At 64.0% G+C, this 20,699-nt stretch carries 22 protein-coding genes; 10 read left to right on the forward strand and 12 right to left on the reverse strand.

The annotated features are described in order from the left end of the window. The first annotated feature begins 100 nt into the window (after positions 1–100). Together murI and rpsD are read left to right on the forward strand one after the other, a co-directional pair. Positions 101–970, forward strand: a complete 870-nt coding sequence (gene murI, locus AB4099_RS00630; protein ID WP_113513486.1) for a glutamate racemase — start codon at positions 101–103, stop codon at positions 968–970. A gap of 201 nt (positions 971–1,171) precedes the next feature. Beyond that, positions 1,172–1,789, forward strand: coding sequence for a 30S ribosomal protein S4 (gene rpsD / locus AB4099_RS00635; protein WP_043237713.1), 618 nt, complete (start codon positions 1,172–1,174; stop codon positions 1,787–1,789). A 166-nt stretch (positions 1,790–1,955) separates the two neighbouring features. Here the strand turns inward: rpsD and AB4099_RS00640 are convergent, their stop codons facing one another. The 3 genes from AB4099_RS00640 to AB4099_RS00650 all read right to left on the reverse strand — a co-directional run bounded on the left by AB4099_RS00640 (position 1,956) and on the right by AB4099_RS00650 (position 3,952). After that, on the reverse strand, positions 1,956–2,855 hold the full coding sequence (locus AB4099_RS00640) for a heparin lyase I family protein (RefSeq protein WP_441476683.1): 900 nt from the start codon (positions 2,853–2,855) through the stop codon (positions 1,956–1,958). A 241-nt stretch (positions 2,856–3,096) separates the two neighbouring features. After that, a complete protein-coding gene (locus tag AB4099_RS00645; RefSeq protein ID WP_441476684.1) occupies positions 3,097–3,249 on the reverse strand; it encodes a hypothetical protein in 153 nt (50 codons plus the stop codon). Positions 3,250–3,466: 217 nt separating this feature from the next. Next, positions 3,467–3,952: a Spy/CpxP family protein refolding chaperone gene (locus AB4099_RS00650; RefSeq protein WP_162768062.1), complete on the reverse strand. Its 486-nt coding sequence runs from the start codon at positions 3,950–3,952 to the stop codon at positions 3,467–3,469. Positions 3,953–4,320: 368 nt separating this feature from the next. On the opposite strand from AB4099_RS00650, the gene AB4099_RS00655 reads away from it, so the two are divergent. The 3 genes from AB4099_RS00655 (at position 4,321) to AB4099_RS00665 (ending at position 7,224) form a co-directional block, all read left to right on the forward strand. Beyond that, a complete protein-coding gene (locus AB4099_RS00655; protein WP_441477649.1) occupies positions 4,321–5,322 on the forward strand; it encodes a P1 family peptidase in 1,002 nt (333 codons plus the stop codon). A gap of 130 nt (positions 5,323–5,452) precedes the next feature. Then, positions 5,453–5,767 carry a hypothetical protein gene (locus AB4099_RS00660; protein ID WP_441476685.1) on the forward strand — a complete coding sequence of 105 codons (315 nt, stop codon included), beginning with the start codon at positions 5,453–5,455 and terminating at the stop codon, positions 5,765–5,767. Continuing rightward, a complete protein-coding gene (locus tag AB4099_RS00665; protein ID WP_441476686.1) occupies positions 5,764–7,224 on the forward strand; it encodes a methyl-accepting chemotaxis protein in 1,461 nt (486 codons plus the stop codon). Before AB4099_RS00660 ends, AB4099_RS00665 begins: the two co-directional genes overlap by 4 nt. Before the next feature lie 40 nt (positions 7,225–7,264). Here the strand turns inward: AB4099_RS00665 and AB4099_RS00670 are convergent, their stop codons facing one another. Both AB4099_RS00670 and AB4099_RS00675 read right to left on the reverse strand, forming a co-directional pair. Beyond that, a complete protein-coding gene (locus tag AB4099_RS00670; RefSeq protein WP_441476687.1) occupies positions 7,265–7,768 on the reverse strand; it encodes a GNAT family N-acetyltransferase in 504 nt (167 codons plus the stop codon). Positions 7,769–7,826: 58 nt separating this feature from the next. Continuing rightward, positions 7,827–8,084: a YjhX family toxin gene (locus tag AB4099_RS00675; RefSeq protein ID WP_113513492.1), complete on the reverse strand. Its 258-nt coding sequence runs from the start codon at positions 8,082–8,084 to the stop codon at positions 7,827–7,829. A 264-nt stretch (positions 8,085–8,348) separates the two neighbouring features. Here AB4099_RS00675 and AB4099_RS00680 point away from each other — a divergent pair, with 264 nt between their 5' ends. From AB4099_RS00680 to AB4099_RS00690, 3 genes are all read left to right on the forward strand, one after another. Then, on the forward strand, positions 8,349–9,137 hold the full coding sequence (locus tag AB4099_RS00680; RefSeq protein WP_441476688.1) for an ATP12 family chaperone protein: 789 nt from the start codon (positions 8,349–8,351) through the stop codon (positions 9,135–9,137). 89 nt (positions 9,138–9,226) lie between these two features. Continuing rightward, positions 9,227–10,756 carry an acyl-CoA carboxylase subunit beta gene (locus tag AB4099_RS00685; RefSeq protein ID WP_113513494.1) on the forward strand — a complete coding sequence of 510 codons (1,530 nt, stop codon included), beginning with the start codon at positions 9,227–9,229 and terminating at the stop codon, positions 10,754–10,756. A gap of 34 nt (positions 10,757–10,790) precedes the next feature. After that, complete coding sequence (locus AB4099_RS00690; protein WP_441476689.1) at positions 10,791–12,242, forward strand: FAD-binding oxidoreductase; 1,452 nt, start codon at positions 10,791–10,793, stop codon at positions 12,240–12,242. 17 nt (positions 12,243–12,259) lie between these two features. On the opposite strand, the gene fabF is transcribed toward AB4099_RS00690, so the two are convergent. The 7 genes from fabF to AB4099_RS00725 form a co-directional block, all read right to left on the reverse strand. Beyond that, positions 12,260–13,537 carry a beta-ketoacyl-ACP synthase II gene (gene fabF, locus AB4099_RS00695; protein WP_441476690.1) on the reverse strand — a complete coding sequence of 426 codons (1,278 nt, stop codon included), beginning with the start codon at positions 13,535–13,537 and terminating at the stop codon, positions 12,260–12,262. A 9-nt stretch (positions 13,538–13,546) separates the two neighbouring features. Further along, a complete protein-coding gene (locus AB4099_RS00700; protein ID WP_113513497.1) occupies positions 13,547–14,062 on the reverse strand; it encodes a winged helix-turn-helix transcriptional regulator in 516 nt (171 codons plus the stop codon). A gap of 82 nt (positions 14,063–14,144) precedes the next feature. After that, on the reverse strand, positions 14,145–14,786 hold the full coding sequence (locus AB4099_RS00705) for a hypothetical protein (protein WP_441476691.1): 642 nt from the start codon (positions 14,784–14,786) through the stop codon (positions 14,145–14,147). Continuing rightward, positions 14,783–15,400 (reverse strand): hypothetical protein, encoded by a 618-nt coding sequence (locus AB4099_RS00710; protein ID WP_441476692.1) that lies wholly within the window; start codon positions 15,398–15,400, stop codon positions 14,783–14,785. Before AB4099_RS00710 ends, AB4099_RS00705 begins: the two co-directional genes overlap by 4 nt. Continuing rightward, positions 15,397–16,356: an ABC transporter substrate-binding protein gene (locus tag AB4099_RS00715; protein WP_441476693.1), complete on the reverse strand. Its 960-nt coding sequence runs from the start codon at positions 16,354–16,356 to the stop codon at positions 15,397–15,399. Before AB4099_RS00715 ends, AB4099_RS00710 begins: the two co-directional genes overlap by 4 nt. Beyond that, positions 16,353–17,105, reverse strand: coding sequence for an ABC transporter ATP-binding protein (locus tag AB4099_RS00720; protein ID WP_441476694.1), 753 nt, complete (start codon positions 17,103–17,105; stop codon positions 16,353–16,355). The genes AB4099_RS00715 and AB4099_RS00720 overlap by 4 nt, the downstream gene beginning before the upstream one ends. After that, entirely contained in the window at positions 17,098–17,832 is a 735-nt protein-coding gene (locus tag AB4099_RS00725; protein ID WP_441476695.1) for an ABC transporter permease, read from the reverse strand. The genes AB4099_RS00720 and AB4099_RS00725 overlap by 8 nt, the downstream gene beginning before the upstream one ends. 338 nt (positions 17,833–18,170) lie before the next feature. Between AB4099_RS00725 and AB4099_RS00730 the strand changes: the two genes are divergently transcribed. Both AB4099_RS00730 and AB4099_RS00735 read left to right on the forward strand, forming a co-directional pair. After that, positions 18,171–19,544: an MBOAT family O-acyltransferase gene (locus tag AB4099_RS00730; RefSeq protein ID WP_441476696.1), complete on the forward strand. Its 1,374-nt coding sequence runs from the start codon at positions 18,171–18,173 to the stop codon at positions 19,542–19,544. Continuing rightward, entirely contained in the window at positions 19,519–20,556 is a 1,038-nt protein-coding gene (locus AB4099_RS00735; protein ID WP_162768065.1) for a hypothetical protein, read from the forward strand. Before AB4099_RS00730 ends, AB4099_RS00735 begins: the two co-directional genes overlap by 26 nt. Positions 20,557–20,699 lie beyond the last annotated feature (143 nt).

Consider the following 20,699-nt stretch of genomic DNA (forward strand, 5'->3'; position numbering starts at 1 on the left):
AATTAAATTGAACCATGGCGGCCAGGAGTTCCTTGACCACTCCTTAACCGGGCTCTGGCCCAATGAGGCGCTCATCCATCTCCTGTGCAGGCGCCGACGCATGCGGGTCGATCTTCTGGCCGGAACAGCCTATGGCGCAGCCGTGATGCCACGCCGCCAACCCACCATTCTGGTATTCGATTCCGGGCTCGGCGGCCTGACAGTGCTGGCCGAGACCACGCGCGCCCGCCCGGACGCACGCATCGTCTACGCCGCCGATGACGCCGGCTTCCCCTATGGCCGGCTCAGCGAAGCGGAACTCATCGACCGCGTTCTGCAGGTCATGGAGCGGCTGATCGCGCGCTGTCATCCTGATCTTGTGGTGATCGCCTGCAACACCGCCTCGACACTGGTGCTGCCAGCGCTACGCGCCCGCTTCACCATCCCCTTCATCGGCACCGTCCCGGCGATCAAGCCGGCGGCCGAGACCACCCGCAGCGGCCTGATCTCGGTCCTGGCGACGCCTGGAACCGTCGCCCGCGACTATACGCGCGGCCTGATCGAGGCCTATGCGGCGCGCTGCGAGGTCACGCTGGTCGGCTCGGCCGGCCTCGCCGGCCTCGCCGAAGCCGCGCTCAAGGGTGAATCGGTCGACGACGCGGCAATCCTTGCGGAACTCGAACCCTGCTTCGTCGAACGCAACGGCGTGCGGACCGACGTGATCACCCTCTCCTGCACGCATTATCCACTGCTGCTCGAACGCATGCGCCGGCTGGCACCCTGGTCCGTCACCTGGATCGACCCTGCCCCGGCCATCGCCCGGCGGGTTTCCCAATTGCTGGGACCTGCAGTGCCCTCAACCTTCAGCGCGGCAGGCGATGCGCCGGCGATCTTCACGAGCGGGGCTGGCATCAGCGGACCGCTGCGCATTGCCCTCGTGGGCTACGGGCTGTCCCAGGTCCTGATCGAGCCATTTCCGCTGATGAATTGAGCAGAAATCCCCAGGCAACGCCCCAAGGGATTTGACTTGCGGGGGTTCCTGCGCCTATAGGGCTCTCGTCGCGCGGGTCCATCAGGGCCCGCGTGGCTTTTTCCGCACCCGTGATCCGCTCGTCGAGAGCCGGATCTGTCGCCCTGGTAACGGGGACAGGAGGGCGCGGTCCTCAACTCGCGAACCAAGAGGACACGCGATATGTCGAAGCGTCATGAGGCGAAATACAAGATTGACCGCCGCCTCGGTCAGAACATCTGGGGCCGCCCGAAGTCCCCGGTCAACCGTCGTGAGTACGGCCCCGGCCAGCACGGCCAGCGCCGCAAGGGCAAGCCGTCGGACTTCGGCACGCAGCTGCGCGCCAAGCAGAAGCTGAAGGGCTACTACGGCTCGATCTCCGAGAAGCAGTTCCGCCGTTACTACGCCGAGGCGATCCGACTGAAGGGCGACTCGGGCGAGAACCTCGTCGGCCTGCTCGAGCGCCGTCTCGACGCGGTGATCTACCGCGCCAAGTTCGTCCCGACGGTGTTTGCTGCTCGCCAGTTCGTCAACCATGGCCACGTCACGGTCAATGGCAAGCGCGTCAACATCGCGTCCTACCAGGTCAAGCCGGGTGACGTGATCGCGGTGAAGGAATCCTCCCGCCAGCTCGCCATCGTGATCGAATCGGCTGCGCTCGCCGAGCGCGACGTGCCGGACTACATCGATGCCGACCACACCAAGTTCTCGGCCACCTACACCCGCACCCCGACCCTGTCGGACGTGCCCTACGCGGTGCAGATGGAACCGAACCTGGTCATCGAGTTCTACTCGCGCTGATCCTGCATTGCAGGCTCGGGCTGCGAAGCTCCGATCGGAATCAGAAAAGGGCGGCTCTTCGGAGCCGCCCTTTTCAATTTGAGCCCTCGGTAGGTGCATCTTGCTACCCAGACGGGGGAGCACGACACATTGGACCGCCCATCAGACGGCTTCCCCAAGCAGCGCCTCAATCCGGCGCGATATCGATACCGCTCCACGCCGGATGGCCGGCGGGGCTCCGGGTCCAGAAGGCGATGTCATTGAACTGGATGGTCTGCGAGACATCGGGCAGTGCATCGCGATAAATGCCGAAGCGCGGCTGCGCGTCGATGACCGGCTTGCCTGCCTTCGTCATGCCGTAGCGCGGATATCCGAGTACGCCGCGATAGGCGGGGCAGCCGCGCCCGTCGAGCCAGAGCTGCAGATGGCTCTCACCGGCCTTCTGGCTCGGCCGTATCGAAACATTGACCCGGTGCCAGCCTCCCGGCGCGATGGGCCAGTCCCCGCAGAAATGGACCTGCCCGACGCTGTCGCCGCATGTCTCGGTGCCGGCAACCTTGGCGCGGAAGACCGGGGTCTTGCCGTCCGAATCCACCTCGATCTTGAAGAGCGGATTGCCGGGATCGCAGATCTCTTCTCCGCCCCTGCCCTTCTCGTAGCGCGGATCGATATTCTGCTTGATCTGTTGGATGACGGTGCGGTTCTTTCGCGTCAGCCACGGGGCCTCGACGCGAAACTGAAAACTGTACCAGGTCGTCGTCTCGAAGCGGATGAGCTCGCGCGTCATCTGGATCTCGGCGCGCTCCGTTGCCGAAGAGCCAGGATCGGGATCATAGGCATCGCCCGGCTTGACGGTCACGCTGAGGACGCGCCCACCGTCTTCAAGGCCCCGTTCCCCGACGCATCGAATGCGATCGGCGCGGACGGATTTATCAAGCAGTGACGAAATCTTCCAGTCCTCGGCGCCGATGCACGCCGTCTCGAAATCCGCCTGGAACGCCGGAAGCACCTCCTCGGCGCGGCCGAGCGCGGGACAGAACAAGGACAGGGAGATCAGCCCCACCGAGGCAAGAAGGCGAAGAACCACGGCGTCTCTCATGCGTTGCCCCAAACCCCGCCCAGATCCCGCATGGAAGCTATCTCAACCTTACGCGGGATCAACATGTTTGAGCCCCCGGTATTGAAACAGGGGAGCACCACAGGCTCCGGATCAGAGTTGCAGGATTGGCCACAGGGCCTGAGCAAAACAGCAAAAGGGGCGGCCCGCAGAAGCCGCCCCCTCTATCGCGCACGCCAACATGGCTGCGCTGCCGCCGGATTATCTCTCGTCAGAGATGCGAACCGACCTCGTCGCGAAAGAAATAGCAGCAGAGCCCGACGCAGCCGATCAGGATCGAAAGACCATACGGGCCGAACAGGCAGAGTATGAAAACGAAGGCGATGAAAATTCTCATCAGCCAGGTGGACGATTGAGCCATCATGAGACGCCCCTCTCACGAGAGTTACTGAGAAGACTCTAGGCGCTCAAAAATGAACTCAATTTGAAGGATTATGGTAAACTCTCGTTTTTCATGACCGCGGGCGCGTCAACCTTCGTGGCCCAGCTCTTCCGCATCGTCAGCCGGACCGCTCCCACCGACTGCAGCACGGAAAAAGGCGGCTCCAAGGAGCCGCCTCGTGAAGGTGATTGCGCCGCGATCAGTTGTTGTCGTCGTCGTCGCTGTGGTAGCGGCCGCGACGCGAGCCGCGATCGTCACCGTCGTGATCCCGGCCGCCGCGTCGATCCTGCCAGCGATCGCGCATGTTCTCCCGCATCCGCTCCATGCGGGCGCGCCCCTCGGAGAATGCTTCGCGCACAGCCCGGCGCGCCACGGTCTTCTGCTCGTCGCTCAGGGTAGACCAGAGCGGACGAACAGCATCCGCGAGTTCCTTGCTGCGCGTGGCACGTGCGGCCTGGCGGCTGGCCATTGCGTCCAGGCGCTCCATGATATCGGCATGGCGGAAATTCTCACGCTGCTCGCGCATCGCCGCGAAACCTTGGCGACGCTGCTCCATGCCCTTCTTCACCGTGTTCTCGACCGCATCGAACAACGGGACCTGCTCGGGTTTGAGCTTCATGTCGGTGCGCAATTTGGCAAAGCGCTCAGTCATGCGGGTCTGCGCGCGTTCGAGCCGCTCCTTCATGCGGGCTTCCATCTGCTCGGTGCGGCGCTGGTCGCGCTGGTCGGTACGCTCCTGCTGTGTCATGTCGCGCGAGGATCCGGAGCCGCTGGCGGGCGGAACCGGCTGAGGCTGCGCGACCGCGAACGTCGCAGCCAGAGCGGCTGCCGACGAAGCTGCGATAAGTGCGATGCGTTTCATCCTGGGTCTCCGTTTGTCGTATCGACAAGGTCAGGTCGCTGGCGGGTCTCGAAGCCGGTTCGCGATCATGGCAAGGCTGACCTCGCGCCCCTGACCCTGCGATGGCGCAAGGATGAAAAGATCGTAATGTAGCGATGACGCGCCAGCGAGCGCGAAGTTCCCGCCAGCTCTCCCCGGTGTCATTCCTCGTGATGCGCAACCTGATCACCGATGTCCGCGGCCTGCTCGTCGGGCAAGCCCAGGACCTTGCCGCAGCGACCGGCGTCACCGTCGCTCTGTTCGACCGCCCGACCGTAGCCTCGGTCGCCATTCTCGGCGGCGGTCCCGGCACCCGTGATACCGCATTGCTGGAACCGGAAATGACAGTCGAGCATGTCGACGCCATCGTGCTCTCCGGTGGCTCCGCCTGGGGGCTGGCAGCGGCAGACGGAGTCATGGCAACGCTTGCCGCCAACGGTCGCGGCTTCCCGGTCGGCGGCATGCGCGTGCCGATCGTGCCGCAGGCGATTCTGTTCGATCTCCTCAATGGCGGCGACAAGGGCTGGGCCAAGGGCAATGGCGCAGAGGCGCCCTATCGGACGCTGGCACAGACGGCAGCCGCGACTGTCGGCACTGACTTTGCTCTCGGAAGCGCCGGCGCCGGCTACGGTGCGACCACAGCCACGCTCAAGGGGGGACTCGGCTCGGCCAGCGCGCGCGCCGCTACCGGTCAGATCGTGGGCGCGCTCGTCGCCGTCAACGCCGTTGGCAGTGCCACGATCGGCGACGGACCTTGCTTTTGGGCCGCACCCTACGAGCGCGAAAGTGAGTTCGGCGGCCTGGGCTGGCCTTCCCTGATCTCGCCCGATGATCTCAGGCTGCGCTTCAAGGGCGGGGCCGGACAGAACACCACGATCGCGCTCGTCGCGACCGACGCCGCACTCACCAAATCGCAGGCGAAACGGCTGGCGCTTGCGGCGCATGATGGCCTGGCCCGGGCGCTCAGGCCGGTCCATGCACCGCTTGACGGCGACATCGTCTTTGCGGCGGCGACCGGTCATGGCGGCGCGCCGTCCGATGCCTTCGCCCTGGCAGAACTCTGCGCGACCGCGGCCGACGTCCTCGCTCGAGCCGTCGCGCGCGGCGTCCACGCTGCAACCGCCCTTCCCTTTGCCGGAACCAAGCCCGCCTGGCGCGACAGGTTCGGGACCTGACGCTCGCTCCGCTCCGGCGGCGTTTACCACCCGGAAAGGCAAGACTCCGCATCATTCGCGTGTAGTTGCACGGCCCTATCTTCGCTGACCGCTTCGCGCCGCTTGCGCGATCACCGATACAGGGTGCAGCATGCGTGAGATCGCCTTTGGCGCCACGTTTGGTCTCGCCACGGCGCTGGTTGCGCTCCTCGCGGCAGCATGGCCAATATCCGGCCGACCGGTCGCGTCCTATTTTCCTCCGGGCACCACAGCGGCCGAAGCAGCAGCAGCCATCGAGCAGGCGGGCGGGCGCCTGCTCGAGTTCGGAGAGACACCCTCCCTCGTCCTCAGCATCAGCGACCGCCCCGACTACACCGTGGAACTCTATCGCTCGGGCGCCTGGCTCGTGGCCAGCGCGGAGTTGGCCAGACTTTGCGTGAACCGCTCTGGGAGGCGCCGTACATGAAGAATGTCGAACAACTCAGAGCGCAGTTCGCCTATGTGCTGATTGGCGTGCTCTGGGCAAATGTCGTGCTTCTCGCGCTGACCAGCGGCTTGACCGACCACGATAATTTCGAACTTCTCCTCGCAGCCGACGTCGGGCTTGCCAGCCTGGGAACGCTGGCATGGTGGCTCGATGGGACGAACTGGCTCGCCCGCCAGGTCACCTCTGTCGCCACCATGGGACAGGTGATGCTTCTGGTCTACGCGTTCAGCGGCCACCCTTATCAGGCCGACATTCATATGTACTTTTTCGCCATGCTCGCCGTGCTCTCCGGCTGGCTCGACTGGCGCGTCTTCGTGCCGACAACGCTTGCGGTTGCAGCCCACCACGGACTTCTGAGCGCGATCAATCCGGCCGCCGTCTTCCCGAATGGCGGCAGTCTCGGTCGTGTGTTCCTCCATGCGGTGATCGTCGCGGTTCAGGCCGCAGCCCTCGGTTCGATCGTCCACTCGCTCCGCGCCGCCTTCATCGCCTCCGAACACGAACGACAGGCAGCAACCACCGCGCAGCTCGCCGCTGAGGAAGCCCGGCACGAAGTTGCAACGACGACGGAGCGGGCAGCCACCGAGCGGCGAACGATCCTGTTCGCGATCGCCAGCGACTTTGAGAGCAAGATCGCCGGCATCGCGCGGGATGTGATCTCGTCCGTACAAACAGTCAGTGCCGCCGCCCAGCAGATGATGAGCGGCACCACACAAGTCGCGGAACGCTCGAAGGCCGCCGCGGCCTCATCGCTTCACACCTCTTCGAATGTAATCGCCGTGACGCAGGCGACCAGCGAGCTTGCGGCCTCGATCAGGGAAATAGACAAGCAGGTTGCCGAAACCACGCGTATCGTCGGCTCAACCACGCAAAACGCGCAGACCGTGTTGACGACGGTCAATGAGCTTTCGAAGAAGGCAGATAATGTCGGCACCATCGTCGGCATGATCTCGACGATTGCGGCGCAGACAAATCTCCTGGCCCTCAATGCCGCAATCGAAGCTGCTCGCTTCGGTCATTCCAGCAGTGGCTTTGCGGTCGTTGCTCAGGAGGTCAAGGCGCTGGCCCACCAGACCTCGCTGGCGACAGAAGATACCCAGCGCCAGATCGAAGCGATCCGCAACTCGAGCGGTGAAACCATCCGCGCCATCGACACGATGAACACGACGATCGGCTCGCTCAATGAGGTTTCAGCGGCAGTCGCGACCGTCGTCGAACAGCAGAACGCAGCCACCTCGGGAATTGCCCGCAACATCGAGGCTGCAGCACACGAGACCATCGCGACCTCCGGCAATATCGAGTTCGTCAGCAAGGTGGCAGCAGAAGCCGGTCAGGCAGCGGCCTTCGTGGCCGAATCCGCCAACAGGCTGGCCGCCCAATCCGCGCATCTCGACACCGAGGTCGCGCAGTTCCTGGGTCGAATCCGGGCAACCTGATTCTGACGCAGGCGCAGCCGCAAGCCCGGGCTCTCTTTCCTCAGGGTTCGCCTGATTCGAACGCCGCGTCGTAGCGGACTTCGCCCGCCGGTAGCGGCCCGCCAAAACCAAGCACCTGGAAATACTCTTTAGGCACATCGGCAAGCCAGAGTTGCGACTCGACAGCGAAACCGAAGCGACCATAGTATCCCGGCGCCCCCAGCAGGACACAGCCCTTCGCGCCGACCGCTTTCAGCCTGTCGAGCCCGGCGCGCGCAAGAGCCTGCCCTATGCCTCTCCCCTGCATGTCCGGCCGAACAGCCAGGGGCCCGAGACCGAACCAGCCAAGCCCCTGCCCGCCGATCGTGACCGGAGAGAAGGCAATATGACCGAGGAGCGCGCCGCCATCGGCAGCGACAAGGGACAGCGCCAGCGCATCGGCCCCACGCAAGCCATCGACGATCGCGGCCTCCGTCTGGCTGCTGTGGGAAACGTCCTTGAAGGCGTTGGTAATAAGCACCCGGATTGCGGGAATATCAGCGGGTTGCTCATCGCGGATGATCATGTTGCGTCCTCGCTTCTCGCAAGAGCGGAAGGGCCCATGACGGGCCCTTCCCTTGGTCTTACCGGTTGTCGGCCTGCGACCGCACTGCAAGCCGGCCCCGTCGCGAGATGCGATAGGGCCGCCCCTGCCTCGATTCGATCATCCGCTTGCGCCTGAGGCTCCCGAAAAGCTCGAGCGTGCAGTTGGTCAGCACGTAGCCCTCGTGTGTGAAGCAGTCGACATGGTGGATGCGGCCATCATCGCCGCGATGGTGGCGGATATGCCCGCCCTGGGCCAGCACGTGCAGCACGCGCTGCTCGCCCCTGGAGATATTCATGTTTGTAGAGCCTGTGCATGAAACCATGACAAGCGCCTGAGCCTCATGCAGGCATCGAATGCTGCATTTCAGACCCGGCGCTGCATCACGTCCCGCCGAAGCGAAACGTCACCGGGTTCCCGCACTCTCAAACATGAAATTCCCCAACACGATCATTTCCGCGCGCATAGGCGCGGGAGGACGGGCGTTTAGAGCACGCTCCTCCTGACGTCAACCGCCGCCGGGACCGTTTCCCGCCTGCGCCGAATGCGCTATGGGGACCGCATGTCGACAGATGCATTTCTCCAGCGGTTCGGTGCGCCGGGCACGCCTCAGCCCGATCCCGTTGCCGCGGCGCAAAGCGCGATGCGCAACGCCCTGCCCAAGCGCTTCTACGAAACCGCGAGTGTGCTCGAACGCGACGGGCTCTTCCATGTCGCGCTCGATGGCAGGACGGCGCGGACCCCCGCCCGGAATCCATTGGCCATCACCTCGCGCCCGGTCGCCGAGGCGCTCGCCGCGGAATGGCAGGCACAGGGCGAGCGGATCGATCCCGCCATCATGCCGCTGACACGACTGGTCAATTCCGCGCTCGATGGCGTGTCCGACCAGCATGAGGCCGTGCGTGCCGAGATCGTACGCTATGCCGGCAGCGACGCGCTCTGCTATCGCGCCAGCGAACCGGACAATCTGGTCGAGCGCCAGCGTGATGTCTGGGACCCGGTCATCGCTGGCACCGAGACCGCCCTCGGCGCACGCTTCGCCGTCACTGAGGGCGTGATGTTTGCCGCGCAGCCGGCCGACTTGCTCGACGCCGTCGCCCGGCGTGTTGCCGAACTTTCTGCGCCTCTGGCGCTCGCCGGAGCGCATAATGTGATGACCCTTTCAGGCTCGGCCATTCTCATGCTGGCTCTCGCCGACGGGCGGCTGGACGAAGAACAGGCATGGACTGCCGCCCATCTCGACGAGGACTATCAGATCGAGATCTGGGGACAGGATGAGGATGCCGCGGACCGGCGGACGATCCGCCGCCAGGAATTCGCAGCGGCCGTGCTTCTGCTCCAACACGGATAACGCAAGCCCGAACGAACGGCTGATGGACAGCACGGCCTTCGCCGCTTAAGCCGGAACGCAGGCGTTCTGACCGGCGACGGGGCATTTCCATGAAGGACATTCTCGAGCAGCTCGAATCCCGCCGCGAGGGCGCGCGCAAGGGCGGCGGCGACAGGCGCATCGAGGCGCAGCACAAGCGTGGCAAGCTGACCGCTCGCGAGCGTATCGAACTCCTGCTCGATCACGGCTCTTTCGAAGAATTCGACATGTTCGTGCAGCACCGCTGCGTGGATTTCGGCATGGAGAAGGGTGAGAAGATCCCGGGCGACGGCGTCGTCACCGGCTGGGGCACGGTCAATGGCCGTACCGTCTTCGTCTTCTCCAAGGACTTCACCGTCTTCGGCGGCTCACTCTCCGAAACACATGCCCAGAAGATCACCAAGATCCAGGACATGGCGCTGAAGATGCGGGCCCCGATCGTCGGCCTGTTCGATGCCGGCGGCGCCCGCATCCAGGAAGGCGTCGCGGCACTCGGCGGCTATGGCGAGGTCTTCAAGCGCAATGTCACAGCCTCGGGCGTCATTCCCCAGATCTCGGTGATCATGGGCCCCTGCGCTGGCGGCGACGTCTATTCCCCGGCCATGACCGACTTCATCTTCATGGTCCGCGACACCAGCTACATGTTCGTCACCGGCCCGGAGGTGGTGAAGACCGTCACCAACGAGACCGTTACGTCCGAGGAGCTGGGCGGGGCCAAGGTCCACACCTCAAAATCCTCGGTGGCCGACGGCTCCTTCGAGAACGATGTCGAGGCGCTGCTGCAGGTGCGCCGGCTGATCGACTTCCTGCCGGCCAACAACACGGTCGGCGTCCCGGAATGGCCGAGCTTCGATGTGCCTGACCGCGTCGACATGAGCCTCGACACGCTCGTGCCGGACAATCCGAACAAGCCCTATGACATCAAGGAACTGATCCTGAAGACGCTCGACGAGGGCGACTTCTTCGAGATCCAGGCGGCCTATGCCGGCAATATCGTCACCGGATTCGGCCGCATCGAGGGCCGCACCGTCGGTGTCGTCGCCAACCAGCCCATGGTGCTGGCAGGCGTGCTCGATTCCGATGCCAGCCGCAAGGCGGCCCGCTTCGTGCGCTATTGCGACGCCTTCGAGATTCCCATCGTCACCTTCGTCGACGTGCCGGGTTTCCTGCCGGGCACAGCGCAGGAATATGGTGGGTTGATCAAGCACGGCGCAAAACTGCTCTTCGCCTATAGCGAATGCACCGTGCCGCTGGTCACGGTCATCACCCGCAAGGCCTTTGGCGGCGCCTATGACGTGATGGCCTCAAAACATATCGGCGCCGACGTCAACTATGCCTGGCCGACAGCGCAGATCGCGGTGATGGGCGCCAAGGGCGCGGTCGAGATCATCTTCCGCGGCGGCGATGCCGAGACCATCGCCCGCCAGACCAAGGAATATGAGGACCGCTTCATGTCGCCCTTCGTCGCCGCCGAGCGCGGCTATGTCGACGAGGTGATCATGCCGCACTCGACCCGTCGCCGGATCGCCCGGGCCCTGGCCATGCTCAGGACCAAGAGCATCGAGCGGCCCTGGCGCAAGCACGACAATATTCCGCTGTGAGCTGACGCTCGACCCGCCGGTTCAAGGGCAATCGATGCGCGAGCCGACCCGCAGAGCGTTCCTTTCCGGCGCTGCCGCTGGTGCCGCCTCAGCATTCGTGCCGACAACGTCGGCAGCGCGGTCTCGCGAGGTGCTCAACGATGCGAGCCGCCTGAACACTGTTCCCGTGTTCAGGCATTGGATCACGAAAGCCGAAGCGGAGACCGACTTCCTTGCGCAGCTCCGGCGCGAGTTAAAGGACGCTGCCGCAGCCAAGCGCCCCGTCTGCGTCGGGGCGGCTCGTCATTCGATGGGTGGCCAGAGCTTGCCCCGCAACGGCTCGGCGATGACGTTCAATCGTGACTTCTGTGAAGTCGATCGAGCGGCGAGAACCGCAAGCGTTCATGCTGGCACGCGTTGGTTCGAGGTCATCGCACATCTTGACAAAATTGGCTTTTCGCCAGCGGTCATGCAGTCGAACAGTGATTTCGGCGTCGCGGCCACCTTCTGCGTCAACGCCCATGGCTGGCCAGCGCCGTATGGGCCGTTCGGCTCGACGGTACGCTCCTTTCGTATGATGCTGGCGGACGGCTCGATCGTGACTTGCTCGCGTACGGAGAATGCCGAGCTCTTTACTCTCGCGATGGGCGGCTATGGACTTTTCGGGGTCATTCTCGATCTTGAATTGGACATGGTGGAAAACCTGCTTCTGGCTCCGCGCCAAGAGGTGATGCCAACGAGCGAATTCGCTGCCCGCTTCGTCGGCGCCATCGAGAAGGATCCAGCCGTACGAATGATGTACGGCCGACTGAGCGTGGCCAAACGCGGCTTCTTCGATGAGGCTCTGCTCGTCACCTTTCGTCCCGTACCGACACCACCGACAGGCCTGCCGGCAGCCCCGCGTACGCATCCGCTTTCGAAAGTCATGCGTGGCGTCTACCGCGCGCAAATCGGATCGGAATCCGCAAAGCAGACGCGCTGGTTCGCCGAGACTATGGTCGGTCAGAAAATCTCCTCTGGCACAGCCACGCGCAATGCCCTGATGAATCAGGCCGTGGCCAACTTGCAGGGGCACGACCGGCATAGAACTGACATTCTGCATGAATATTTCGTGCCGCCCGAACGTTTCGGCGAATTCGTCGCGGGCTGCCGGAATATCATCCCAAAGGCGCAGGCAGAGTTCTTGAATGTCACACTCCGCTATGTCCTGAAGGACGAAATCAGCCTGCTCAGCTATGCGGCCACGAACCGCATAGCCGCGGTGATGTCCTTCTCACAGGAGATGACGCCGGAGGGCGAGGCAGACATGCTTCGCCTGAGCGAAAACTTGATCGATCTTGCAGCTTCGGTCGGCGGTAGTTTCTACCTGCCCTACCGTCTGCATGCCCGGCCGGATCAGTTGGAGCGGCTATACCCGCAGCTGACCCAGGTCTTGCAACGCAAGCGCCATTACGATCCGGGTCTCCTCTTCCGAAACCTCATGTGGGACACCTACTTTGCAGGTTGAAGGCCCTCCGGTTGACCTCATTGCGGCTGCTCACTGCAGCGCCTGAACACCACGCTCGCATTCACTCCGCCAAAGCCGAAACCGTTCGAGATAGCATGCTCCATCTGGAGCGGTCGTGCTTGCCTAGCCACGAGATCGAGCCCGGCCGCATCCTCATCCGGATTGTCGAGGTTGAGCGTCGGCGGAGCGATCTGGTCACGCAGCGCCAGGATCGTGAAGATCGCTTCCAGGCCGCCGGCAGCGCCGAGCAAGTGGCCCGTCGCCGATTTGGTGGCGCTGATCGCGATGCTGCGCTCCGAACCGAAGAGGGCCCGGATCGCAGCCAATTCGCCTCGGTCGCCAACCGGTGTCGAGGTCGAATGCGCGTTGAGATGACGGATATCGGCCGGCTGCAGACCGGTCTGTTTGAGGGCGATCTCCATGGCCCGCCGCGCACCCGAACCGTCTTCCGGACCTGACGTGATGTGATAGGCATCGGCGCTGGTGCCATAGCCGGTGATCTCAGCCAGAGGCGTAGCGCCCCGCGCCTGCGCATGCTCCAATGCCTCGATCACCAGCATGCCGGCCCCCTCGCCCATGACGAAGCCGTCTCGGTCCCGGTCGAAGGGGCGTGAGGCGCGCTCGGGCTCGTCATTGAAGCCGGTCGAGAGAGCACGCGCCGCAGCGAAGCCACCAAGCGCGACAAGATCGATGCAGGCCTCGGCGCCGCCGCAGAGCGCAATATCGGCCTCTCCCGCCCGGATCAGCCGAGCCGCATCGCCGATCGCCTGCACGCCGGCGGCGCAGGCCGTGACCGGCGCACCGATCGGCCCCTTGAAGCCGTGGTCGATCGAGACATGACCAGCCGCAAGATTGACCAGGAAGGACGGGATCGTGAAGGGCGAAAGCCGTCGTACTCCGCGCGTATCGGTGATGCGCACCGCTTCGGCGATCGCTGGGAAGCCGCCAATGCCGGAGGCGATGACCGTCGCAGTACGCTCTCGCTGCACGTCATCGGCCGGCGCCCAGCCGGCCTGCTCCAGCGCCTCCTTCGCCGCGACCAGCGCGAACTGAATGAAGCGATCCATCTTGCGCTGATCCTTGGGAGCGATCGCGCTGTCTGGATCGAAGCCACCCTCGGCGTCCTCCGCCTTCGTCGGCACGACACCGGCAACCTTGGCCGGCAAGGTCTCGACAATGCTGTCAGGCAGGCGCCGCAGCCCGGAACGACCGGCGAGCAGCCGCGACCATGCCAGTTCGGTTCCACAGCCCAGGGGCGAGACAACGCCCATACCGGTTACAACGACGCGGCGCATCGGCAGATCCTATTCGATGTGAGAGGAAGAGAGCGGTCGCAAACCTCTCTGCGCGGCAATGTGCCGCCGCATCTGTTCGCTGGCTCGCGGACCGGGAATGAGAGCGACATTATCGGACGTGATCGGCGTCGCGCTGGCAGCATCGACCAGAATCGGTTCGAGCGGCTTGCCGGAATCGCGCCCTGCCAGCAGCAGGGACACGCCCTCGGGAGCGAGATGCCGGTTGCCCCAGGCGAGCATTGCCGCAATCACTGGGAAGAAGTCCTGCCCCTTGGCAGTAAGCAGGTACTCATATCGCCTTGGCCGCTCGCGATAGAGCCGCCGCTCGAACAGGCCGCTTTCCGTGAGGTGCTTGAGACGGCGGGCCAGCATATTGGGCGCAATGCCGAGACTCGCCTGAAACGCGTCGAAGCGCGTGAGCCCCTGGAACGCATCACGCAGGATCAGGAGGCTCCACCACTCGCCGACGGTTTCGACCGTCCGTGCGCAAGGGCATTCGGAGAGTGAAGCGGGCCTGGATTGCATGCTCACCCCGGCTAGACCAGTTACTATCTTTTTGCAAGTAACTGGTCTGACCGGAGTGCAGGGGCCTTTCGCACCGGGGCCGCTAACCCGGGGTTCGAAACGCCTCATCCGTCCAGTCGAGCAGCTTGCCCAGAAAGCGCGAGGCCGCCGGCATGAAGAAGCTGCCATGATGGTAGAACGGGTCGAGCGTCGTCACGATCATGCGCCCGGCCCCACCGCCAACATGACAATGGTCGTAGAGGATCGAGCCGCCCTTGCCCTGCGGGTCGCCGTCCGGCGTGATGTCCACCAGTGAGGTCGCCCCCGGCGGTGGCGTCAGCAGGCCGTGATAGTGCCAGACCAGCTCCTTCATCCCGACATGGCGGAAGAGTTCGTGATCGGGCGCGACAATGCGGTGGCCGGGATCGGCCCCCTGCTCCAGCCACCACCAGAAATTGGTCGGGCGGAACTCCCAGGAGACACCGGGCGCCCATTGCTGGGCGCTGTTCTCGCCTAGTACGATCAACGTGCCGCCACCCACCAGATAGTCGAGGAGGATCGGGCGCTTGCCACGCAGAACGCCCGGATGGATGCGATCCGCCACCATCAAGGCATCGCAGCCGGCAAGGTCGGCCGCGGTCAGTTCAGGTGCGTAGATCGTCCGGTCGAAGCGACCGCCGAGCCGCTCACCGTAGATTGCTTCCTGGTGGTAATAGGTTCCACCGTCCAGCACCGCGAGTGTCATGCTGCCTCCGATGGCTTGGCGATCCAGTCGAACAGCTGCGGCATGATCCGCTCCGAGCTGTTGCCCGAGCCGAAATAGCCCCACAGATCCGCGCCGGCATGGACGAGCAACCGTCCCCCCACCGCCGGCCGACAATCGAAATCGACCGGAGACCGGTTCGGTCCCAGGCTGTTGATGATGCGCGCACCGGGGGGTGGGGGGTTGGAGCCGCGCCCATAGAAGCCCGCCACGCCACGCCGTTTCGAGAGATCCGCGGGATCGACGCCGGCCCAGACCGGATGGTCCGCCTCTCGGTTCACCACAAGATCATCGACCCGATAGCCGGGGATAGGCTGGAACGGCGAGAGCTCGGCCAGGAATGGGTGCCCGATATGGCCGCAGACGACGATCGTGCCGCCACCGGCCAGGAAGGCTTCGAGTTGCCCCCGACGCGAGGCAAGATAGCGCTGGTCCGAATGCAGGCCGAGCAGCAGGGCGCGCGTGCGGGAAAGCACGGTCCGTTCGAGATCGTAGAACGGCACGAGGTCGATGCGCGGGCCGAGCGCGAGATCGGTGACGAGTGCCTGGGCACCGGTCTCGCTCTGCTCGCAATCAAGGAGGATGGCGTCGATCACGGTTTGAACGCCATCGGATCGATGAGGTCGCGGCCCATGTCGATGGTCTTCTGCAACATGCCGGCCTCGATCATGAAGGATTGATCGGCTTCAAGATTCTTCACATCGGCATCGGTCATGGCGAGCGTGAAATCATACCAGGGCAGCTGCCTGCGCGCGTCCTCGACCGAGATCCTCTGGTCCTCGGCTGCGATCTTCAGGGCTTCATCCGGGTTGGCCTTCATGAACGCGAGTGCCTTGCCGTGAGCCGCGAGATAGGCCTGGACCAAGTCTGGATGGTTCCGAAGAAAATCGGCTCGTACCGCGATCACCGAGGTCGGAGCGATCAGGCCTTCGCCGCTCGCCAGGATACGTCCACCGGCAGCTTCGACTTGCAGGGCATTGGGGCCGGCCAGCGTCGCCGCATCAACCTTGCCCGCTAGAAGTGCTGCCCGCGCCGCCGGAATATCCATGTTGAGATACTCGACATCGCGGAGCTTCATGCCATTGGCGGCCAGCGCCGCCGCCAGGAGCTGGTTCAGCGTCGTCCCCTTGGGACCGCCCACGCTCTTGCCCTTCAGATCCTTGACCGAAGCAGGGCCGCTCGCCGTCGTCATCACAAAGAAAGCCTTGGGCGAACGCGAATAGGCGGCAATCACCTTGAGGTCGACGCCGTTCGCCCGCCCGAGAATGGCCGAGGTTCCCCCCAGCACGCTGGCAATATCGACCGCACCGGCAGCAAGCGCCTGGATCTGCGCCGCGCCCGAGGTGATCTCGGGATTCTCCACCTTGTTGATGCCTGCAGCGGCGAAGGTTTCTTCGAGGAAGCCCTTCTTGCGCATGATGATGGAGGGAACGTTGAAGGGTGACGCTACATAAGTGACGCGCACGCTCGATGGCTTGTCGGCAGCACGAACCGAGATCGCAGGCGCAGCCGCGACGACGACCGCAAGGGCAATCAGCTTCAGAAGTTTCATGACACAATCTCCTTCTGTGGAGGATGCCCGCTCGTCTCGAGCAGGCGCTCGAGCACGGCACGGCGGTGGGCGAGCAGCGCGGGATCCGTGGCGTCTCGCGGGTAAGGAAGATCGACGCGACGCAGACCGACGAGTCGGCCCGCCGACAATTCGGCAATGGCCTCACCGAGCAGAACCGCCTCCTCAACGTCATGGGTGACGAAGACGACGGTCGGCCGGCGCTTGCGCCAGATTTCGACGAGCTCTTGCTGCATGGTGCGCCGCGTGAAGGCGTCGAGCGCACCAAAGGGCTCGTCCATGAGCAGAAGGTCCGGTTCGAGGACGAGCGCGCGGGCAATCGCGACCCGCTGCGCCATGCCTCCCGAGAGCTGATCGGGGGTCGCCTCTGCAAATCCAGAAAGCCCGACGAGGGCCAACGCTTCGCTGACGCGCTGATCGATGACCTCTTGCGGGATGCGGCCGCGGAGCCCGAACCCGGCATTGCGCGCGACGCTGAGCCACGGCATCAGCCGCGGCTCCTGGAAGACATAGCCGATGCGCGGACGCCCGCCGCCAGCAAAATTCAACGTGCCGGACGTCGGCTCGGCAAGCCCGGCCAGGATGCGCAGCAACGTGGTCTTGCCGCAGCCGCTGCGCCCGACGATCGCGGTGAAGCTGCCGCGCGGCAGATCGAGATCGACGCCTTCAAGAGCGGCGACGCTGCGCCCCGCCACCGAATAGCTCATGCCGAGATTGCGCGCCTCAAACACGGCCGAGCTCCAGATGGGAGCGCAGCCAGGGCGCGCTGCGGCGAATAGCAGCCCGAGCCAAGGCATCGGCGATCAAGCCGAGCACGCCAATGACAAGGACCCCGACGAGAACGATGTCGGTGCGCGCCAGATTCTGGGCGTCGATGATCATGTAACCGAGCCCCGAACTCGACGCGATCAGCTCGGCTCCGACCAAGGCCCGCCAACTGTAGCCGAGCCCGATCCGCAAACCGACGACGAGGGCCGGCAGCGAAGCCGGAAGTACGATTCGGCGCAGAATCTCGAAGCGATTCAGACCGCAGGCACGGCCGACCTCGACGAGCTTCGGATCCGCCTGGGCGATCCCGCCCAGAGCCCCCAGGAAGATCGGAAAGAAGCAGGAGAGCACGATCACGCCGATCTTCTGCACTTCGCCGATGCCGAGCCACAGGATCAGCAGGGGCAGCAGCGCAAGCGGCGGAATTTGGCGCAGGAATTCGAGGGCTGGCTCGACCAGCGCGCGCAACCGCGGAAGCAGGCCGAACAACAACGCAAGGGGCAAGGCACTGGCGACGGAAAGGCCGTAGCCGAGGATGACGCGCTGCAGGCTGATCGCCACATGCCTGGCGAGGGAGCCGTCGGCGATGAGCTGGCGTCCCGCTTCCACAACCGCGGCTGGCCCCGGCAACAGGAAGGGCGAGACGAGACCAGAAGCGCTGGCCGCAGACCAGAGCAGTCCCAATAGCAAGAATATAGGTAGTCCCTTGGACACGGCTACGACAATTGTTTCAGCGCAAGGCAGCGACGCTCGCGCGACTGACTAGCACTGTTTCGCGGAGCATCAACAACATTAAGATCGAAATCACACGAATATTAATTATAATTATTCCAATGAGAAATATACGCTTTCGAAAATCGACGAATAATCACCCGCATACTTTGCAGACCGAAGAAGGCTGCGCGCCTGGCGAGCATTCCCAATCGACAGCATTCCTCGCCCAGCCTCCTGGCTTGCGACCGCAGGCATGACTCCAGAGAAATAATCGTCTAAGGCGGCGCTCGCCCCCAAGAGAATTCCCGCTCTCGATGCTGTTCAATTCCTTCGTCTTCCTGCTCGGCTTCCTGCCGCTTGCACTGGCCCTGCACTGGCTGGTCGAGCGTTTTCAGCCAAGCCTGCGGCTGCCTGTTCTGGCGCTCCTGTCCTTTGTCTTCTACGGCTATTGGGACTGGCGCTTTGTCCCGCTGCTCGCCTTCTCGATCCTGCTCAACTGGTGGATCGCCGAAGCCTTCCTGAAGACCAAGCGAAGCGGCCTGATTTCGCTGGCGATCGCACTCAACCTCGCCGTGCTGGCGCTGTTCAAATACTTCAATTTTTTCGCTGAGCTCGCAGGCATGGTTCCGGGATTACCCGTCCCCAAGCTTGATCTGGCGCTTCCGCTCGGCATCTCCTTCTTTACCTTCCACCACGTGATGTACCTGACCGATCTCAGGCGCGGCGAGGCGCCGCGCTACGATCTGGTGCGCTATGCGCTCTACATCGCCTTCTTCCCGCAGGTCCTGGCCGGACCGCTGGTGCGCTGGCGCGAGATCATGCATCAGTTCGACGAACGACCCTATTTGCGGTCCGACTCGGCCGAACGCATCGCACGTGGGCTGATGCTCCTGACTGCCGGTCTCGCCAAGAAGGTGCTGCTCGGCGACCCACTGGCCGAATACGCCAACCCCGTCTTCGCCGCGGCTGCCGCCGGACAAGTCGTTTCGGTAGCCGAGGCGTGGCAAGGCACGCTCGCCTTCACCTTCCAGATCTATTTCGACTTCTCCGGCTATACCGACATGGCGCTCGGCCTGGCCCTACTCTTCGGCATCGTGCTGCCGCAGAATTTCGATGTGCCCTATCGCAGCATCAGCATCCAGGATTTCTGGCGGCGCTGGCACATGACGCTGTCGCGCTTCCTCCGCGACTACCTCTACATCTGGATGGGCGGCTCGCGGCAAGGCCTGCCGACCCAGATCTGGGCGCTATTCGCCACCATGGCGCTCGGCGGCCTCTGGCATGGCGCCGGCCTCACCTTCATCGCCTGGGGCGTCGCCCATGGCGTGGCCCTTATCGTCTGCCTGCTCTGGCGCCGCGCCAAGCTGCCGATGCCGGCGCTGATCGGCTGGGCCCTGACCCTGCTCTTTGTGACGCTGTGCTGGGTCTTGTTCCGCGCCTCCTCCTTCCCGGCGGCGCTGACGATCTACAAGGGCCTTTTCGGCTTCGCGCCGATCGGCTCCGGCTTCAAATGGCGCGCTTTGCTGCCTGCAGCCGCCTTTGCGATGCTCGGCCCGACCGCATGGGCCCTGGTGCACCGGCTGCCGCCGGCGCGGTGGATCGCCGTGCTGACGGCAGTGCTCTTCGTGCTTGTGTTGTTCAAGATCGGCGACGACGCCAATTATGAATTCATCTACTTCCAGTTCTGAACGGCTCAGCGCCGAGGCCAAACCCGCCGCAGGAATGCGCTGGCAGCGGTTTATCCGTGTCTCGCTGACTGCGGGAGGCCTTTTGCTGGCCGCCTTCTTCGTCTCAGCCATCCTGATCGACCCCTATGACAGCGGGCGCTCACCGCTGTCGTTGAAGCAGGGTGTTCGTCCGCAGGGACCGCGCACAGCCGCCGCCAGCCGCGGCCGCGACCCTGCATTTTCGGGAGCGATATTCGGCAATTCCCATATCCAACTGGTCAAACCCGACCTGCTGAAAACGCTGACCGGAATCCCCTTCGTCTCGCTGATCGCCCCCGCGACAGGCCCCAAGGAGACGCTGGTGCTGATCGACTGGTACCTGCGCCATAGGCAAGAACCGGCCAAGGCTCTGGTCATCAGCGTCGACCACACCTGGTGCACGCCCGACCCGGCCATGCCGGTCAGCAAACCCTTCCCGTTCTGGCTCTTCAGCCGCAATTTCGCGGAGTATCTCTTCGGATTGATGCGCTACGACATCGTCGAGGAACTGCCACGCCGCATCCGATACGAGATCACGAACGCACCGGACCGCGCTCGCCCGGATGGGTACTGGGACTATGAAGCTGGCTATGTCGGCCTGGGATATGTCGAAAAGCCCGAGCTTCGACGCAGGTTGCTCGAGCGCCAGGATATGAGTGGTGGTAACGAGACCGGACCTTTCCCGGCGGCCACCGCGCTCGCTGCTCTTCTTGAGGCAGAATCAAAGGGCGCTCCCGTGGTGCTGGTGCGTCCGCCGCTTCATATTACCGCGCTGCCGGCACCTGGCAGTCCCGAAGGGCGGGCCGAGGCGGCCTGCCGGGCCGCTTTCCAGGCTCTAGCTGACGAACGCCCTGCAACGAAGCTTGTCGATCTGCGTCGCGACACGCCCCTGATCCGTGAGCCTTCCAATTTCTTCGACCATAGCCATTACCGTCAGATTGTCGCCCGCGAGGTCGAAAACAGCATTGCCGTGGCGCTCACGTCTCTGCGATAGGCTCAGCAAAGATGCCCCGAGAACGACGGATTTCATTTTTATGACAACGACTTCGCGAGATTGGTTGAAACTGCATCGATCGCGATTGTTACTGTCTCTCTCCCTCGCTATAAGGGCGCCAAATCGGCGGCCCGACTAAGGCA

The organism is Allobosea sp. 2KB_26 (assembly GCF_052115715.1).
Classification (GTDB): domain Bacteria; phylum Pseudomonadota; class Alphaproteobacteria; order Rhizobiales; family Beijerinckiaceae; genus Allobosea.

Coding starts and splice junctions, on each gene's coding strand:
- murI (WP_113513486.1), top strand. CDS start 101: ATGCGGGTCGATCTTCTGGCCGGAACAGCCTATGGCGCAGCCGTGATG.
- rpsD (WP_043237713.1), top strand. CDS start 1,172: ATGTCGAAGCGTCATGAGGCGAAATACAAGATTGACCGCCGCCTCGGT.
- AB4099_RS00645 (WP_441476684.1), bottom strand. CDS start 3,249: ATGATGGCTCAATCGTCCACCTGGCTGATGAGAATTTTCATCGCCTTC.
- AB4099_RS00650 (WP_162768062.1), bottom strand. CDS start 3,952: ATGAAGGAGCGGCTCGAACGCGCGCAGACCCGCATGACTGAGCGCTTT.
- AB4099_RS00655 (WP_441477649.1), top strand. CDS start 4,321: ATGCGCAACCTGATCACCGATGTCCGCGGCCTGCTCGTCGGGCAAGCC.
- AB4099_RS00660 (WP_441476685.1), top strand. CDS start 5,453: ATGCGTGAGATCGCCTTTGGCGCCACGTTTGGTCTCGCCACGGCGCTG.
- AB4099_RS00665 (WP_441476686.1), top strand. CDS start 5,764: ATGAAGAATGTCGAACAACTCAGAGCGCAGTTCGCCTATGTGCTGATT.
- AB4099_RS00670 (WP_441476687.1), bottom strand. CDS start 7,768: ATGATCATCCGCGATGAGCAACCCGCTGATATTCCCGCAATCCGGGTG.
- AB4099_RS00675 (WP_113513492.1), bottom strand. CDS start 8,084: ATGAATATCTCCAGGGGCGAGCAGCGCGTGCTGCACGTGCTGGCCCAG.
- AB4099_RS00680 (WP_441476688.1), top strand. CDS start 8,349: ATGTCGACAGATGCATTTCTCCAGCGGTTCGGTGCGCCGGGCACGCCT.
- AB4099_RS00685 (WP_113513494.1), top strand. CDS start 9,227: ATGAAGGACATTCTCGAGCAGCTCGAATCCCGCCGCGAGGGCGCGCGC.
- AB4099_RS00690 (WP_441476689.1), top strand. CDS start 10,791: ATGCGCGAGCCGACCCGCAGAGCGTTCCTTTCCGGCGCTGCCGCTGGT.
- fabF (WP_441476690.1), bottom strand. CDS start 13,537: ATGCGCCGCGTCGTTGTAACCGGTATGGGCGTTGTCTCGCCCCTGGGC.
- AB4099_RS00700 (WP_113513497.1), bottom strand. CDS start 14,062: ATGCAATCCAGGCCCGCTTCACTCTCCGAATGCCCTTGCGCACGGACG.
- AB4099_RS00705 (WP_441476691.1), bottom strand. CDS start 14,786: ATGACACTCGCGGTGCTGGACGGTGGAACCTATTACCACCAGGAAGCA.
- AB4099_RS00715 (WP_441476693.1), bottom strand. CDS start 16,356: ATGAAACTTCTGAAGCTGATTGCCCTTGCGGTCGTCGTCGCGGCTGCG.
- AB4099_RS00730 (WP_441476696.1), top strand. CDS start 18,171: ATGCTGTTCAATTCCTTCGTCTTCCTGCTCGGCTTCCTGCCGCTTGCA.
- AB4099_RS00735 (WP_162768065.1), top strand. CDS start 19,519: ATGAATTCATCTACTTCCAGTTCTGAACGGCTCAGCGCCGAGGCCAAA.